This is a genomic window from Pseudarthrobacter sp. S3, from assembly GCF_050156905.1.
GTDB lineage: Bacteria > Actinomycetota > Actinomycetes > Actinomycetales > Micrococcaceae > Arthrobacter.
Window position 1 is genome coordinate 1,569,853 of sequence record NZ_CP189583.1, and the last position, 14,999, is coordinate 1,584,851.

General features: G+C 66.3%; 12 protein-coding genes. 6 read left to right on the forward strand and 6 right to left on the reverse strand.

Annotation, left to right across the window (positions count from 1 at the left end):
- Positions 1-119 precede the first annotated feature (119 nt).
- From ACQCSV_RS07625 to fadE16, 3 genes are read right to left on the reverse strand one after another with little or no spacing between them, the layout of a single operon-like run.
- A complete protein-coding gene (locus ACQCSV_RS07625) occupies positions 120-1,121 on the reverse strand; it encodes an Rv1681 family radical SAM protein (RefSeq protein ID WP_426939435.1) in 1,002 nt (333 codons plus the stop codon).
- A complete protein-coding gene (locus ACQCSV_RS07630) occupies positions 1,112-1,924 on the reverse strand; it encodes an Rv1680 family SBP-like protein (protein ID WP_354156037.1) in 813 nt (270 codons plus the stop codon). Before ACQCSV_RS07630 ends, ACQCSV_RS07625 begins: the two co-directional genes overlap by 10 nt.
- 12 nt (positions 1,925-1,936) lie before the next feature.
- Positions 1,937-3,058 (reverse strand): Rv1679 family acyl-CoA dehydrogenase, encoded by a 1,122-nt coding sequence (fadE16, locus tag ACQCSV_RS07635; protein ID WP_426939436.1) that lies wholly within the window; start codon positions 3,056-3,058, stop codon positions 1,937-1,939.
- A gap of 571 nt (positions 3,059-3,629) precedes the next feature.
- Here fadE16 and ACQCSV_RS07640 point away from each other — a divergent pair.
- Positions 3,630-5,096 carry a glycosyltransferase 87 family protein gene (locus ACQCSV_RS07640; protein WP_354165867.1) on the forward strand — a complete coding sequence of 489 codons (1,467 nt, stop codon included), beginning with the start codon at positions 3,630-3,632 and terminating at the stop codon, positions 5,094-5,096.
- A 143-nt stretch (positions 5,097-5,239) separates the two neighbouring features.
- Here the strand turns inward: ACQCSV_RS07640 and ACQCSV_RS07645 are convergent, their stop codons facing one another.
- Positions 5,240-5,932 (reverse strand): hypothetical protein, encoded by a 693-nt coding sequence (locus tag ACQCSV_RS07645; RefSeq protein ID WP_354159249.1) that lies wholly within the window; start codon positions 5,930-5,932, stop codon positions 5,240-5,242.
- A 139-nt stretch (positions 5,933-6,071) separates the two neighbouring features.
- Positions 6,072-6,545 carry an Lrp/AsnC family transcriptional regulator gene (locus tag ACQCSV_RS07650; protein WP_354159248.1) on the reverse strand — a complete coding sequence of 158 codons (474 nt, stop codon included), beginning with the start codon at positions 6,543-6,545 and terminating at the stop codon, positions 6,072-6,074.
- Between the two features lie 195 nt (positions 6,546-6,740).
- On the opposite strand from ACQCSV_RS07650, the gene pdhA reads away from it, so the two are divergent.
- From pdhA to ACQCSV_RS07665, 3 genes are read left to right on the forward strand one after another with little or no spacing between them, the layout of a single operon-like run.
- On the forward strand, positions 6,741-7,850 hold the full coding sequence (pdhA, locus tag ACQCSV_RS07655) for a pyruvate dehydrogenase (acetyl-transferring) E1 component subunit alpha (protein ID WP_354159246.1): 1,110 nt from the start codon (positions 6,741-6,743) through the stop codon (positions 7,848-7,850).
- Entirely contained in the window at positions 7,850-8,860 is a 1,011-nt protein-coding gene (locus tag ACQCSV_RS07660; RefSeq protein ID WP_426939437.1) for an alpha-ketoacid dehydrogenase subunit beta, read from the forward strand. Before pdhA ends, ACQCSV_RS07660 begins: the two co-directional genes overlap by 1 nt.
- An 8-nt stretch (positions 8,861-8,868) precedes the next feature.
- Positions 8,869-10,251 (forward strand): dihydrolipoamide acetyltransferase family protein, encoded by a 1,383-nt coding sequence (locus ACQCSV_RS07665; protein WP_354159242.1) that lies wholly within the window; start codon positions 8,869-8,871, stop codon positions 10,249-10,251.
- A 91-nt stretch (positions 10,252-10,342) separates the two neighbouring features.
- Here the strand turns inward: ACQCSV_RS07665 and ACQCSV_RS07670 are convergent, their stop codons facing one another.
- Positions 10,343-11,005: an SACE_7040 family transcriptional regulator gene (locus ACQCSV_RS07670; RefSeq protein WP_354159240.1), complete on the reverse strand. Its 663-nt coding sequence runs from the start codon at positions 11,003-11,005 to the stop codon at positions 10,343-10,345.
- Positions 11,006-11,172: 167 nt separating this feature from the next.
- On the opposite strand from ACQCSV_RS07670, the gene ACQCSV_RS07675 reads away from it, so the two are divergent.
- Positions 11,173-12,780, forward strand: coding sequence for a carboxyl transferase domain-containing protein (locus ACQCSV_RS07675; protein ID WP_354159238.1), 1,608 nt, complete (start codon positions 11,173-11,175; stop codon positions 12,778-12,780).
- Between the two features lie 7 nt (positions 12,781-12,787).
- Positions 12,788-14,998, forward strand: coding sequence for a biotin carboxylase N-terminal domain-containing protein (locus ACQCSV_RS07680; protein WP_354159237.1), 2,211 nt, complete (start codon positions 12,788-12,790; stop codon positions 14,996-14,998).
- Position 14,999: the final 1 nt, after the last annotated feature.

Here is a 14,999-nt window from a genome sequence, read left to right on the forward strand (position 1 = left end):
TGTCCTGGGCGACCGGCAAAGCCTTACGGTTGGCGTACATCGGGTGAGTTCTGAAATGCACGCAGGCTCCCGCGGATTTCGGTTGGTCCGCTGAGCCGGTCCGGACACTGTAAGCCCGGCTACGCGCAGGGGAAAAGTTTGGCGGCGGCGCCGGCTGCAGCCCATTGTTCGGCGAAGAGCCGGTAGACCTCGCTGAGCGCCGGTCCCAGGGGTTCGATCTGCGTGCTGACCAGGGCGTGGTCATCTGTCGCGGCGACGGGGTGCCAGTACACCCCGTCGGCGGTGACGGTGACTTCGGGGACCAGTGTTTCGCGGGTGAACTGGACTCCAGTGTCGGCGGCTCCCTGCTGCGCGACCGGGCGGATGATCTGATCGGTCCGCGGGATGCCCAGCCCGTCAAGAAAATCGTGCAGTGCGGCCAGATCAGTCGCGTGCGGCGATGCGATCGTGGCGGCCACCCGGACCCGGAAACCCTCGCCCAGTGCAACCTGGATCCCGGCCACCGCCCGGGCCCAGCTGCCGGCACCGCGGTGCCCGTCGTGGATCTCGGGGGTCGGGGAGTCCAGGCTGATCTGCAGGGCGAAGCCCTCGCGCGGCATCGCCTGCAAGGAACGAAGCCCGGGCCCCCGGAACAGCATGCCGTTGGTCAGCAGGGTGGTTGGCAGCAGCCGGACACAGTCCGTGACAATCCGGGCAATGTCGGGCAGCAGAAACGGTTCGCCGCCGGTGAGATATACCTCCTGGACGCCCCAGTCGGCGCCGGCCCGGACCAAGCGGGCGATCCGTTCGACGCCGAGCTCCCGGCGCTCGGCCCTGGGTGAGGAGGCGACACAGCAGTAGTCACAGGCGAGGTTGCAGTGGAAGTTCGTGTATAGCCAGAGCCGGGCCCCGGGCAGGCGGTCCGGTCCCAGCGTCACTGCGGGGTCGGGCAGTCGGCCGCGACGAACGACGACGGCGCCGGGACCGACGTCGGTCCATGACTTGGTGATGAGGGTGTTGCCCGTTCGTTCACACCAGCGTTGGACCAGGTCAAACTCGGTCGCGGAGCCAATAGTCACCGCACCGGTGGCACCCTCGGCCAGGGTCCCCACCATGCGTACCAGGTCCAGGATCACCACCACTTGGTCACCCCCTGTTCCTCGACGGCGGCGAACAGCCCGGTGTAGCCGTCCAGTTCGGGCCGGACCCAGCGCCGCAGTCCCTCGAGCTCCAGGATCCGGCGGTGCTCGGGCCGTTCCCAGTCCATGGCCAGGAGCGTGCTGACCCACGGCTCGTAGCGCTCGGCAGGCAGGGTGTCCAGGGCGGTGAACATGCAATGGCAGTACGGTTCGGTCTGCCACACCGACTCCAGGGCCTCCGGCATCAGCTCCCCGCCGCCGATGCCTTCCCAGGTGGTGATTCCGATGGCCGCGACGTCGGCCTCGCCGGCGAGTACCGCGTCGATGGCGTCCAGCTCGCTGCGCCCGGTGTCGCCGTGCTTGCCGATGTCACTATTGAACCGTGTCACCTCCAGCAAGGTGAGGTCCAGGCCGGCCCGGGCCAGGTAGTACAGCGGCAGGATGGCGGCCTGGGCTGAGTCCGCGGACCCCAGGGCGAGCCGCTGTCCGGCGATGCCGCCCGGGCCGGAGAGCCCGCTTCCGGTGCGGGCGACGAACACGGTCGCGAACCTGGTGTCGGTGTCGCGCATCGCCAGTGCCCGGGCCCGGCCACCGGTCTGCATGACCGTGCGCACATAGGCCAGGTTGGTGTTCCAGATGATGTCGACATGTCCGGCCCGCAGCGCCTGGACCTGGCGTCCATAGTTGGAGAACAGGACAAAGTCCATCGGAGCCGGCGAGCCCGTGAAGTATTCGCGGATGCCTTCCCAGATGGGCACCACATTCGGGGTGTAGGCCACGGCCCCCACCAGCAGCTGCTCGGACATGATCCGGCCTCCTCAGAACAGAGGCAGGCCGGTGACGGCCCTGCCATAGAAGTCGTATAGCGCATCCGCTGTCGGCGCCATGACCGATCCCGCCCGCGCATCACGGAAGGCCCGCTCGATGGGCAGGTGCTTGGAGAACGCCGCACCCCCGCAGACCCGCATGGCCGCATCGGTGATCTCAAGTGCCGCATCATTGGCCGAGGCCTTCACCCCGAGCACATGCAGCATCGTGTCCTCTCCGGGAGCCGCGACGCTGCCCGCGGCATGGGCCAGATAAGCACGCTGCGCCGCCAGGCTGATGCCCATCCGGGCGATCTGGGCCCGGATCGTAGGTAACCCGGCCAAGGACTGGCCCAAGTGTTCGAGCCGGGCTGCTCCCACGTGTTCGACAGCGGCCCGGGTAGCGGCAGAAGCCAGACCCAGCGAGACCGCCGCGTTGCCGAGGTTGAACCACGGCAACACCGTCTCCATCATCAGCGCGAAGCCCGCCGACGGCCCACCCAGCCGGTACCCGACCGGAAGGTCAGCATCGACGGTCATCGGTGCGGAGTCGTTGCCGCGCAGCCCGAGCCCCCGCCAGGGACCGGCCACGTTCAAACCCGGCGTACCGGCGGGAACGGCATACAGGTCCACCTCACCGGGCACGCCCGAGGGTGTGCCGGTCGAGACCACATAGACGTCGGCGTGCGCGGCCGACGTCACCCAACTCTTATCCGCGCGCAACCGGACAGTAGTCCCGCTGGCGGTCGCGATTGAGACGGGCGCCCAGAAATGCGACCGGGATCCCCGCTCACTGAAGGCCAGCGTGCCCAGCGTAGTCCCGCGCGCCATCCCGGCAAGCAGCTTCGGCAGATCCGGGGGCGGCGCGGCCGCAATCGTGACTGCGGCGGCGGCATGCATCAGATAGATCATCGCCGTTGAACCGCACGCCTCCGCCAGCGCACTGACCGTCTCGGTGAATACCTCCGGCCCGGCACCGGCACCGCCGGCCTCGACGGGCAGCACCAGCCCCAGGAGGCCGCCGGCCCGCAACTCCGCGACCGCCTCAACGGGGTACACCCCGTCGGTGTCCACCCTCTCGGCATGCTCCCGCGCGACCCTGACCACATCAGCCAATGCCTGGCTTGTTGACAATCCACTCACCCCATCCGCCCAAAAGCGCCCTCGCGTGCCCCCATCGCATGCTGACGAGGGTCACGGCCAGCACGTGACGATTATGCACTCCGCCCGGCCTCCACGCCAGAGACCAAACCTTTCGGTCCAAAAACGTTCGGGCAGGCAACACCCTTGGAATGTCCGTAAACGGCTATTCGCGGTTCACCGACTTATGCGACTTGTGCCTCAGGCAACCTTGTGCAGGTCGGACCCAATACGAACCCGGCGTGGAGCTGCCGGCCTGTAGGATCCCGTGGCGGTGGTAGGCAGCGGCGCCCCGGTGGGACGGTCAGCCGAGGACCGCAGGCCTTGCCGGGCACCGGGAGCCGGAGGCGCTGGTGATGATCCGTGAACGGGGACTTCAGGGCATAGGTCGGCGATCAGGCCCAAGAGGCATCTCGTAGGACGCGTTGGAAGGAAGGATCGGCGATGTTGTCGATGAAGTGTCTCGGGCGTGTGTTCGATGCCGGTCCCGGGCCAGACCTTACGAAACGCGAACGCTCCTGTGGTTCCATGGCCAACGGGCCTGCACGTGGTGCAGGATCAAGGGGTGAGCGAACGAACACCCCGCCGCGTGCGGGCCGGCCAGGCTCCCGGGCGGGCGGGGGACAGCCCGGCGGCACGCGGGACGGCGCGCGCCGGCGCAACTATGGCGGCGCTGGCGCTGGTGGCATTGTTGGCCGGCTTCGTCTGGTGGACCGTCACCACCGATCCGTCCGCGGAGTGGGTGTCCCCCCTTGGCGCGCTGGCGGCATGGGTACTCTTTCTCCCGGCCGCCCTGATGGCGCGCCGGATGCCCGCCCGGCATGCGGCTGCCGTTGTGCTGCTGGGCTCGGTACTGCTGGGCACCGCGGCGATTTCGGCACCGCCAGCCACGAGCAATGACTCCGCCCGCTACGCCTGGGATGGCATCGTCCAGAAGGCGGGAATGAGCCCTTACCGATACGTGCCGGCCGATGAGGCTCTTCGGCAGCTGCGACCGGAATGGCTGTTCCAGGACGCCGGACCGGACGGAACCTGCCACACCAACCCCTTTTCGTCCGGCACGGAGACCACCACCAACATTCCCGGCGGCGGTACCCTGTGCACGGGAATCAACCGGCCCTCCGTGCCCACTGTCTATCCGGCCGTGGCGGAGCTGTATTTCCTCGCCGTCCGGCTCCTCCCCGGCGCAGAGGTTGGGTTCATTGCCTTCCAGCTGGTCGGGCTGCTGCTGAGCCTGGCCGTGACGGTGCTGTTGCTGACGTTCCTGCGCCGCACAGGCCGTCCGGCACACCAGGCAGTGTGGTGGGCCTGGTCCCCGCTGGTGGCCTTCGAAGCCATCAACGGCGCCCACGTGGACACCCTCGGCGCGGCGTTGGCGCTGGCCGCTGCGCTGCTGCTGGTGGGCCAGCGCACGCTGGGTTCCGGAATAGCCTTCGGCGCGGCGGTAGCCACCAAGCTTATTCCCGCCATCAGCGCCCCGGCACTGCTCTACCGCCAGCCCGTCCGCTTCGTCGCCGCGGCCGCGGCCACCTTCGCCCTGGCGTACGTGCCGTATGTCCTCGCCAGCGGCTGGACCGTGCTGGGCTATCTGCCCACTTACCTCAAATCGGAGGGGTACGACGGGCAGGACAGCCCGCGCTTCACACTGTTGAAGCTGGTGCTCCCGGCCAGCTGGGCGATGCCGGCGGCACTGGTGCTGCTGCTGAGTCTGGCGGTGTATGTCTGGCGGACCACCAACGCCGCCCGGCCATGGGACGGGCAGGTCTTCATGGTCGGCGGGACGCTGCTGCTCGTCTCGCCCAGCTACCCCTGGTACGCCTTGCTGCTCCTGCCGTTCGTGGTGCTCAGCCGGCGCTACGAGTTCACCGCCATCGCCCCCGTACTGGCAATGATGTATTTCACCGGCGCCGAACCATACGGCCAGCTGGTGGCCCGGCTGGGACTGGGCGTCGCCGCCGCACTTATCGTGGTTGCCGCGGTGATGAGACGACGGCCTTCCCCGGGTTCAGGGAGGACCTCCACGCCCGTGTGAAACGCGGCCACGGCTCTGCTGTAGATAGTTGAGGAGGCCGTAAGAGTCACCACGGCCGGAGGCATCCCAACAGGGGAACCTTTCCTCGGAACGCAAATGGATCAGTAGGCACAGAAGCATCTGACCGGGGCTGTTCCCCGCCGCTACGCCTGGGGCTTGAGTTTGATGTTGATCATTCTCAGCTCGTCGGTGCCTTCGAAGCGGTAGGCGAGGTCGATCTTCTTGTCGCCGTCGCAGGTGATGAGGCCGGCCACGTCGGCCGCCTTCGTGCCGTTCTCAGTGCTGGCATTCACCTTGTTGTAGGCCGGCTTGCAGGTGTTATCCATCTCTAGCGTCTTGATGCCGGCGATGAATTCTTCCTTGGTCAGCTGTTCACGGAGGGCGGGGTCAAGATAGTCGTCGTAGGCCTTGGAACTGTCGCCCGCAATCACCAGCTTCGTGAAGCCGTCAGCCAGTCCCTGAGCATGGTTGGTGGCTCCGTTGACAACGTTGACCAGGATGAGCACGCCGACCACCGCCAGCAGCAGGACACCGCCCACAATGCCGAGGATGGTCCACAGCTTCCGGCGGTTTCGCGCCGGGGGTTCCTGTCCGGGCAGGCCGAACGGTCCATCTGACGAGTACTGGCCAGGTGCCCCGTACTGTGCCGGCGGGCCAAACTGCGACGGAGGACCGTATGGAGACGGCGCACCGTATTGCCCCGGCGCACCGGGCTGGGGCGGGTTGCCCGGCAGCGGTGGCGCGCCGTGCTGCTCAGGGTTCCCGGGCTGCCCGGCTGGTTGTGCGGGCCAGGCCGCCGGCTGAACCGGCTGGTACGGTTCCTGAGGATTGCTCACGATGGAGCCTTTCCGGCAACGCACTGGCACTGCCTTATTGTAGGGATCCGCTGAACGGCACCCATGGATTGACCTTGGAACAGCCTATAACCCACCCCGCCGGGGCTGGGTATCGCAGAATTAATAAGGGCTGCCGGCCCTAGGCGTCTCCGGATCCCCGCTCAAGCAATGGCTGGATGCGGAAGGGGATGAGTTCGCCCATGGCCAGTGCGGTATCCGTCCGGTCCACTCCATTGCACGCCAGGATCTTCCCGTTGATCCGGAAGAGATCCTCGGCGTCCAGGGCCACTACGCGGAGCAGGAGGTCAGCGGAGCCGGTGAGGCCGTAGCCTTCCAGGATTTCCGGAATGCCGGCGAGGTCATGGGCCAGCTGCCCCAGTCTCTGCTGCTGGACATGGACGGAAATGAACGCCATCAGCGGATAGCCCAGTGACACCGGGTTGATCCGCCGTTCAAAGGACAGGAAGACGTGCTTCTTCTCCAGCTGGGCCATGCGCGCCTGCACGGTGTTCCGGGACAGCCCCAGCTTCTGGGCCAACGCCACCACTGTCCGCCGGGGGTCGCGGGCCAAGGCCGAGAGTAGCCGCGTGTCTGTGCCATCCAAAACGTGCATAATGCGCAACTTTAGCACGGTGGCGTCTCTGCAAACAGGGCATTATGCGCAGTATCCGCCGCGGTGGTTGTACCCATTGAGCGTTGTGAGTAGGGTCACAAATATCCGGGGCAACGGCGCCCGGGCGGCCGACGGCGGGCGGGACCATAAGTCCCCAGGCTCCGGTCAAACGACGTGAGAAGGTTGCGTGCCATCGTGTCTACAGACAGGAACCTGATCCAGCTGATTACCCCGGCAGGGGAGCGGATCAGCCACCCGGAGTTTGATCCCTGGGTGAAGGACATCGGGGACGAGCAGTTATGTTCCCTCTACGAGGACCTCACGGTGATCCGGCGGATCGATGTTGAGGCCACCGCCCTCCAGCGTCAAGGCGAACTTGGTCTTTGGCCCCCGTTGCTGGGGCAAGAGGCGGCGCAGGTCGGTTCCGGCAGGGCCCTGCGCGAGGACGACTTTGTTTTCTCCAGCTACCGAGAAAACGGTGTGGCGTACTGCCGCGGCGTGAACCTGACAGACATCACGCGGGTGTGGCGTGGCACGGCCTCCTCCGGGTGGGATCCGTACTCCGTGAATATGGCCACCCCGCAGATCATCATCGGCGCGCAGACCCTGCATGCCACCGGTTACGCCATGGGCATCCAGAACGACGGCGCGGACTCGGTGGCGGTGACGTACTTCGGCGACGGTGCCACCAGCGAAGGCGACGTCAACGAGGCCATGGTCTTTGCCGCCAGCTTCCAGGCGCCCGTGGTCTTCTTCTGCTCCAACAACCATTGGGCCATTTCGGAGCCTGTGCGGTTGCAGTCCCACATCCAGATCGCGGACCGGGCTACCGGATTCGGCATTCCGAGCCTCCGGGTCGACGGCAATGATGTGCTGGCCGTTATGGCAGCAACGCGCGTGGCATTGGACCGTGCCCGGCACGGCGGCGGACCCACGTTCATCGAAGCGGTCACATACCGCATGGGACCGCACACCACCGCTGACGATCCCACCCGCTACCGTGACGCCAATGAACTGGAGGACTGGGCCGCGAAGGACCCCATCCTGCGGGTCAAAGCCCTGCTGGAACGCAAGGGCCTCCTCACGGATCAGGTCAAGCAGCACGTTCACGACAAGGCAGAGTCAGTCGCCCGCGACATCCGTTCGGGCTGCATCGGCATGCCGGATCCGGAGCCGATGGACATCTTCAAGCATGTGTACAGCGAGCCCAACTCGTGGCTGGACCGGCAGCAGGACCACTACGCCCGTTACCTGGCTTCCTTCGGCGATCCCGCGGGAGCCACCTCAGAAGAAGGTGCACGCTGATGACCCAGATGACCTTTGCCCGCGCCATCAATTCCGGCCTGCGCAAATCCCTCGAAAACGATCCAAAAGTCATCCTCATGGGCGAGGATATTGGCACCCTCGGCGGTGTTTTCCGGGTGACCGACGGCCTGCAGAAGGATTTCGGCACCCACCGCGTGGTGGACACCCCGCTGGCCGAATCGGCCATCATGGGCACCGCCGTCGGCCTCGCCTACCGCGGTTACCGCCCGGTGGTGGAGATCCAGTTCGACGGCTTTATCTACCCTGCCTTCGACCAGATCGTGAGCCAGGTGGCGAAGCTGCACTACCGCACACAGGGGGCCGTGAAGATGCCCATCACCATCCGCGTCCCGTTCGGAGGTGGCATCGGCTCACCCGAGCACCACTCCGAGTCGCCCGAGGCGTACTTCACGCATACCTCGGGGCTTCGTGTGGTCAGCGTGTCCAACCCGCAGGATGCCCACACCGTGATCCAGCAGGCCATCCTGTCCGATGACCCGGTACTGTACTTCGAGCCCAAGCGCCGCTACCACGACAAAGGTGAAGTGGATGAGGGCATCGATCCGCGCACCGCGCTGCCCATGGACTCCGCCCGCGTTGTCACCGAGGGCGCGGACGTGACGCTCGTGGCCTACGGGCCGTTGGTGAAGACGGCCAAGGACGCAGCAACCGCGGCCTCCGACGAAGGCATCTCCATCGAGGTCATCGACCTGCGCTCGCTGGCACCCGTGGACTACGCCACCGTTGAAGCATCCGTCCGGAAAACAGGCAGGCTGGTGGTCACCCATGAAGCCGGCCAGTCCGGTGGCCTGGGCGCCGAAGTGGCAGCCAGCATTACAGAGAGGTGCTTCCACCACCTCGAAACCGCCCCCGTCCGCATCACCGGATTCGATATTCCCTACCCGTACTCCAAGCTCGAAATGCACCATCTGCCCGGCCTGGACCGGATCCTCGACGGCGTGGACCGCGCCCTCGGACGCCCGAACTCTGTCAGTGGGCTGGAAGGATGAGCGCCACCATGATCAAGGAATTCAGGCTCCCGGACCTCGGCGAAGGCCTCACGGAATCCGAAATCCTCAGCTGGAAAGTGGCAGTGGGGGACACGGTGACGCTGAACCAGGTCATCGCCGAGGTGGAAACCGCAAAGGCCGTAGTGGAGCTGCCGTCACCTTTCGCGGGCGTGATCACTGCGCTCCATGAAGAGCCGGGAACAATCGTGGAGGTGGGCAAGTCGATCGTCTCCTTCGAAGTAGCGGACGACGGCGGCGCCTCACCTTCAGAGCTTGCGCCCGCCGGGGTTGCGCCCGCCGGGGCGACCAATGCTGTGGCGGGGACCGCGAAACGCGAGCCAAACCTGGTGGGGTACGGCGCCGTCGTCGAAAGCTCAGGCCGTCCCGCCCGCCGGGCCCGCACCTTCACAACCGCGGGGGTTGAGCCGGTTAGGACCGAAACGCCGGTGGTTGAGCCTGTCGAAACACGGCCCGCCGACACCGCAGAGCGCCCACGCTCCACGCCGCCGGTCCGGAAGCTGGCCAAAGACCTCGGTGTCGAGCTGGCCGCGGTCGCGGGTACCGGTGCCGGCGGGCTGATCACGCGGGAGGATGTCCGGAATTTTGTCGGCGGGGAACTGTCGGCGCCGGTGCGTCACCTTTCCGCGGTATCGGATTCGGTTTCTGCCGCGGGGCCGGGAGCGCAGGGCGGCCGGGAAGTCCGGACTCCCATCAAGGGTGTACGCAAGTTCACGGCCGCGGCGATGGTGGCGAGTGCGTTTACGGCTCCCCACGCGACGGAATTCCTTACGGTCGATGTCACGCCCACGATGGACCTGCTTGCCAAGCTGAAGACCAGCCGGGCCTTTTCCGGCTACAAACTCACGCCGCTGACGCTGGTGGCCAAGGCGGTGCTGATCGCGCTGCGGCGGAACCCGTCGCTGAACTCGCGGTGGGAGGAGGCCAGCCAGGAGATCGTGCAGTTCAACTACGTGAACTTGGGCATCGCCGCGGCGACTCCCCGCGGGCTCACCGTGCCGAACATCAAGGACGCGGATACCTTCTCGCTGCTGGAACTCTCCGAAGCCCTGACCGGGCTGACCGAGACGGCGCGGGCGGGCAAGACTGCCCCGGCCGACCTCTCCGGCGGCACCATCTCCATCACGAACATCGGCGTCTTCGGCATCGATGCGGGCACGCCCATCCTGAACCCCGGTGAGGCAGCCATCCTGGCCATGGGGGCCGTGCGGAGAATGCCGTGGGACTTCCAGGATGCAGTTGCCCTGCGCCAGGTCATGACACTGAGCCTGTCCTTTGACCACCGCCTGGTGGACGGGGAGCAGGGCTCTCGGTTCCTTGCCGATGTTGGCGCCATCCTGGCCGAACCCGGCATGGTGCTCACGATGGTCTGACCCACGATTTTTGTCCAGATAATCCGGGTTTCGGGCGATCTAAACCGCTTTATCTGGACAAAAACTCTGGCTGGAGGCACCGAGCCTGTGGTCAGGGAGCTTCGGGAACCTCCACCGTGAGTGCCGCCATCGCCATGCTCTCCAGAAGCGGCCGGGCCGTTTTGTGCGCGATCTTGCGTCCGTGGTTCCGTATGGAGTGCGGCGTGGAGTTGATCAGGCCGAAGGCAGCGTGGGCCCGCATCCGCAGTTCGATGGCGTCGGTGCCCGGATGCAGCAGCGACAGGACCTCAACCCAAATCTCCACGTAGTTCCGCTGCAGCGTCCGTACCTCGGACTGGTCCTTCTGGCTGAGGTTGCTGAAATCCCGGTCCTGCACCCGGATCACGTCCGGCTTTCCCAGCGCGAACTCCACCTGGAAGCCCACTAGCCTGCGGAGCGCAGCGAGTGGGTCCGTGGTCTCGGCAATGACGCGCCGGCCGCCGTCGAGCAGCTCGCGGCTGACGGTGAGCAGCAGGTCTCCCAACACCCCCTGCTTGCCTTGGAAGTGGCGATAAACGGCCGGGCCGCTGACACCAGCTGCGGCGCCCAGATCTTCCAGCGACACCCGGTTGAACCCGTGCAGCGCAAAGAGCGCCGCGGCCGCGGTAAGTAGGGCCTGGCGGCGGTTCTCCTTCGCCTGGCTGCGGGGTGTTCCGGGAGTTACGTGGGCTGCCAGTGCCGGTGCGGACGGTTTGACCGGTGGGGTTGTGGGCATGCTTTTCCTCCTAGGAACAGCAGATTCTAACAATGTCCTGTTGTGTTGGACATCACAGTTAATAAAGACTAACCTGATTTCCAGTTATAAAGCATTAACCGAGCTGGCTTCTCCGGCTCTAGCCGGAGCCTTGGTGGCTTTCACAGGATGAGGAACGGACACCGTCGATGGAGACCCTTGCCAGCCGGCTTGATGCCGCAAGTGAAGTGTTTGCTGCAAACAACACTGCGCAGCTCGCGCTGGCCGCCGAGCTCCGTACCAAGCTGGCTGACGCCGCGTTGGGAGGGCCGGAGAAGTCGCGGGAGCGCCATGTGGGCCGCGGCAAGCTGCTGCCCCGGGAACGCATCGACCGGCTGCTGGATGACGGCAGCCCGTTCCTGGAGATTGCGCCGCTGGCAGCCAACGGCATGTACAACAACGAGTCGCCGGGTGCCGGGGTCATTGCCGGGATCGGGATGGTGCACGGCCGCCAAGTCCTGGTGATTTCCAATGACGCCACGGTCAAAGGCGGCACCTACTATCCGATGACGGTGAAGAAGCACCTCCGTGCCCAGGAGATTGCGCTGGAGAACCGGCTGCCGTGCATCTACCTGGTGGATTCGGGCGGGGCCTTCCTTCCGAAGCAGGACGAAGTCTTCCCGGACAAGGAGCACTTCGGCCGGATCTTCTTCAACCAGGCGAAAATGTCTGCCGCGAAGATCCCGCAGATCGCCTCGGTAATGGGTTCCTGCACGGCGGGCGGCGCCTACGTTCCGGCGATGAGCGATGAGACGGTGATCGTGCGGAACCAGGGCACCATCTTCCTGGGCGGTCCCCCGCTGGTAAAGGCCGCCATCGGCGAGATCGTCACCGCGGAGGAACTGGGCGGCGGTGACGTGCACTCGAGGATCTCGGGGGTCACGGACCATCTCGCCGAGAACGACGAACACGCACTGCAGATCGTCCGCGACATCGTGGCCACCCTGCCGAGGCCGGCAGCTCCCGCGTGGGATGTGGACACCGCCGTCGAGCCTCTGGCGGATCCGGAAGAGTTGTACGGCGCCGTCCCTACGGACGTTAACGCGCAGTACGACGTGCACGAGGTCGTTGCCCGGCTGGTGGACGGCAGCAGGTTCCACGAGTTCAAGAAGGAGTACGGCGCCACACTGGTCACGGGGTTCGCCAGGCTGCACGGGCACCCGGTGGGGATCGTGGCCAACAACGGCGTGCTCTTCAGCGAGTCCTCGCTCAAGGGCGCACACTTCATCGAGCTCTGCGACCAGCGCGGCATTCCCCTCGTTTTCCTGCAGAACATTTCCGGGTTCATGGTGGGCAAGGACTCGGAACAGGGCGGCATCGCCAAGAACGGCGCCAAAATGGTTACCGCAGTGGCCACCGCCAGGGTTCCCAAACTGACCGTCGTAATCGGAGGGTCCTTCGGCGCGGGCAACTACTCCATGTGCGGGCGGGCCTACTCACCGCGCTTCCTGTGGATGTGGCCGGCGTCCCGCATCTCCGTCATGGGCGGCAACCAGGCCTCCGGCGTCCTGGCCACGGTCAAGCGCGACCAGTACGAAGCGGCGGGCCGGGAATGGTCCGGGGAGGACGAGGAAGCCTTTAAGGCCCCGATCAAACAGCAGTATGAAGATCAGGGCAGCCCCTACTATTCCACCGCCCGCCTTTGGGACGACGGCGTGATTGACCCCGCGGACACCCGCACCGTCCTGGGACTGGCGCTCGACGTCGTCTCCTGCGCCCCGCTGCCGGAGACCTCCTTCGGCCTTTTCCGGATGTGAGTCAGCCGTGACCGTTTCCTCGCCCGACATTCGTTCCACCACTCCGCAGAAGCCGCTGTTCAACACCGTGCTGGTCGCCAACCGTGGGGAGATCGCCTGCCGCGTGATCCGCACCCTGCGAGCACTGGGCATCCGTTCCGTGGCCGTCTATAGCGACGCCGATGCCGGGGCCCGGCACGTGCACGAGGCTGACACTGCCGTGCGGATCGGCCCCGCCGCCGCTGCAGAGAGCTACCTCAAGATTGCGGCGATTATCCAGGCCTGCCGCGACACCGGCGCCGAGGCTGTGCACCCCGGCTATGGCTTCCTCAGCGAGAACGTCGATTTTGCCCGCGCCCTTAAATCCGCCGGCCTCACTTTCATCGGCCCCGGCATCGAATCCTTGAACGTCATGGGCGACAAGATCCGATCCAAGAACCACGTGGCCGGCTACGGTGTCCCGGTGGTGCCGGGCATCGCCGAACCGGGCATGACTGACGCGCAGCTGATCGAGTCCGCGGACGCCGTCGGATTCCCGTTGCTCATCAAACCGTCAGCGGGCGGCGGCGGCAAAGGCATGCACATCGTGGAACGGGCCGCGGACCTGCCCGCCACCTTGGAAACCGCCCGCCGCGTCGCCGCCAGCGCCTTCGGCGACGACACGCTGTTCCTGGAGCGGCTGGTCCGCATGCCCCGACACATCGAAGTTCAGATCCTGGCCGACAACCACGGCAACGTCATCCATCTCGGGGAGCGCGAGTGCTCGCTGCAGCGCCGCCACCAGAAGGTCATTGAGGAAGCGCCGTCGCCGCTGCTGGAGTCATTGCACGACGGCGGGGCCACTCGGGCTCGGATCGGCGAGGCCGCCTGCCAGGCGGCCCGCAGCGTCCACTACAGCGGCGCGGGAACTGTGGAGTTCCTGGTCTCCGACGAGGCCCCTGACGAGTTCTTCTTTATGGAGATGAATACCCGCCTCCAGGTGGAGCACCCGGTGACCGAAATGGTCACCGGCGTAGACCTGGTCGAATGGCAGGTCCGCATCGCCGCCGGTGAGGAACTGACCGTCCGCCAGGACGACGTCGAACTTAACGGGCACGCCGTCGAAGCCCGCGTCTACGCGGAAATCCCGGAGCGGAACTTCATGCCGTCCACCGGGACCGTGCTCCTGCTGGACGAAATGCCCGATCACGGAGCCGGCACGATCCGGGTGGATTCGGCCCTGCTCGAGGGGCTCGAGATCTCCTCCAGCTACGATCCGATGATCTCCAAAGTCATCGCGTGGGGCCCGGAGCGCACCGTTGCCCTGGACACACTGGACGCGGCACTCGCCGGCTACACAGCCCTTGGCATCGACACGAATGTTGAGTACCTGAGGCTGCTGATCAACGACGACGACGTCCGCGCCGGACATCTCGACACCGGCCTGATCGAGCGCAAGATGCCCGACTTCGCCTTCCGGCGGGTTGACGACGCCGAAATGGTCGCGGCCGCCCTGTACGCCGTCGTGAGCGGGGAACAGGACAGCACGGGGACGCCCCCCGGTCCCTGGCAGGCCAGCAACGGCTGGCGGATCGGCGCGCCGGCGCCCCGGCGGATCAGCCTGGGAACGCCCGACGGCGGTATCGCAACAGTGAGTGTCATAGGCCGCGTGGCCGCCGGCCCGGTCCAGGTCTGTGTCGGTGACGGGCCCGGGCGGACAGCTTCGCTGCGACTGCCGGGCCGCGGGAGCCTGGTCCTTACCCTGGACGGCGAATCCACGGAGTATGCGCTGGCGCCGGCGGACGCGGGCCCGGTCAGCCTCACCCCGGATAACCGGGCCTCAGGCGGTCCCGCGGAACTGTTCCTCGGCAACGGAGGCTGGTCCTGCCGGCTGGAGGTGCTGACGCGGGAGTCACGGCTGGTCCGGGTGCTCGCCGCCGTCGAGCGCGAGGAAGGCACCGCCGACCCGGAGGTGCGCTCGCCGATGCCCGGCACAGTGGTGTCCGTTGCCGTCAACAACGGCGACACCGTGGAAGCCGGCCAGGTTCTCCTCTCCGTCGAAGCGATGAAGATGGAACACCAGCTGGTGGCAGAGGTGGCCGGCACGGTCCACCTCAGCGTCAAGGCCGGTCAGCCGGTCAAAGCGGACCAGGTGCTGGCCACCATCCACCCGTCAACCACCGATCCAGACGCGGATTCACTTCAGGATTCCAACACGGAGTCGAACAAGGATTCCAACAACACAGGCAAGGGAGCCTAGC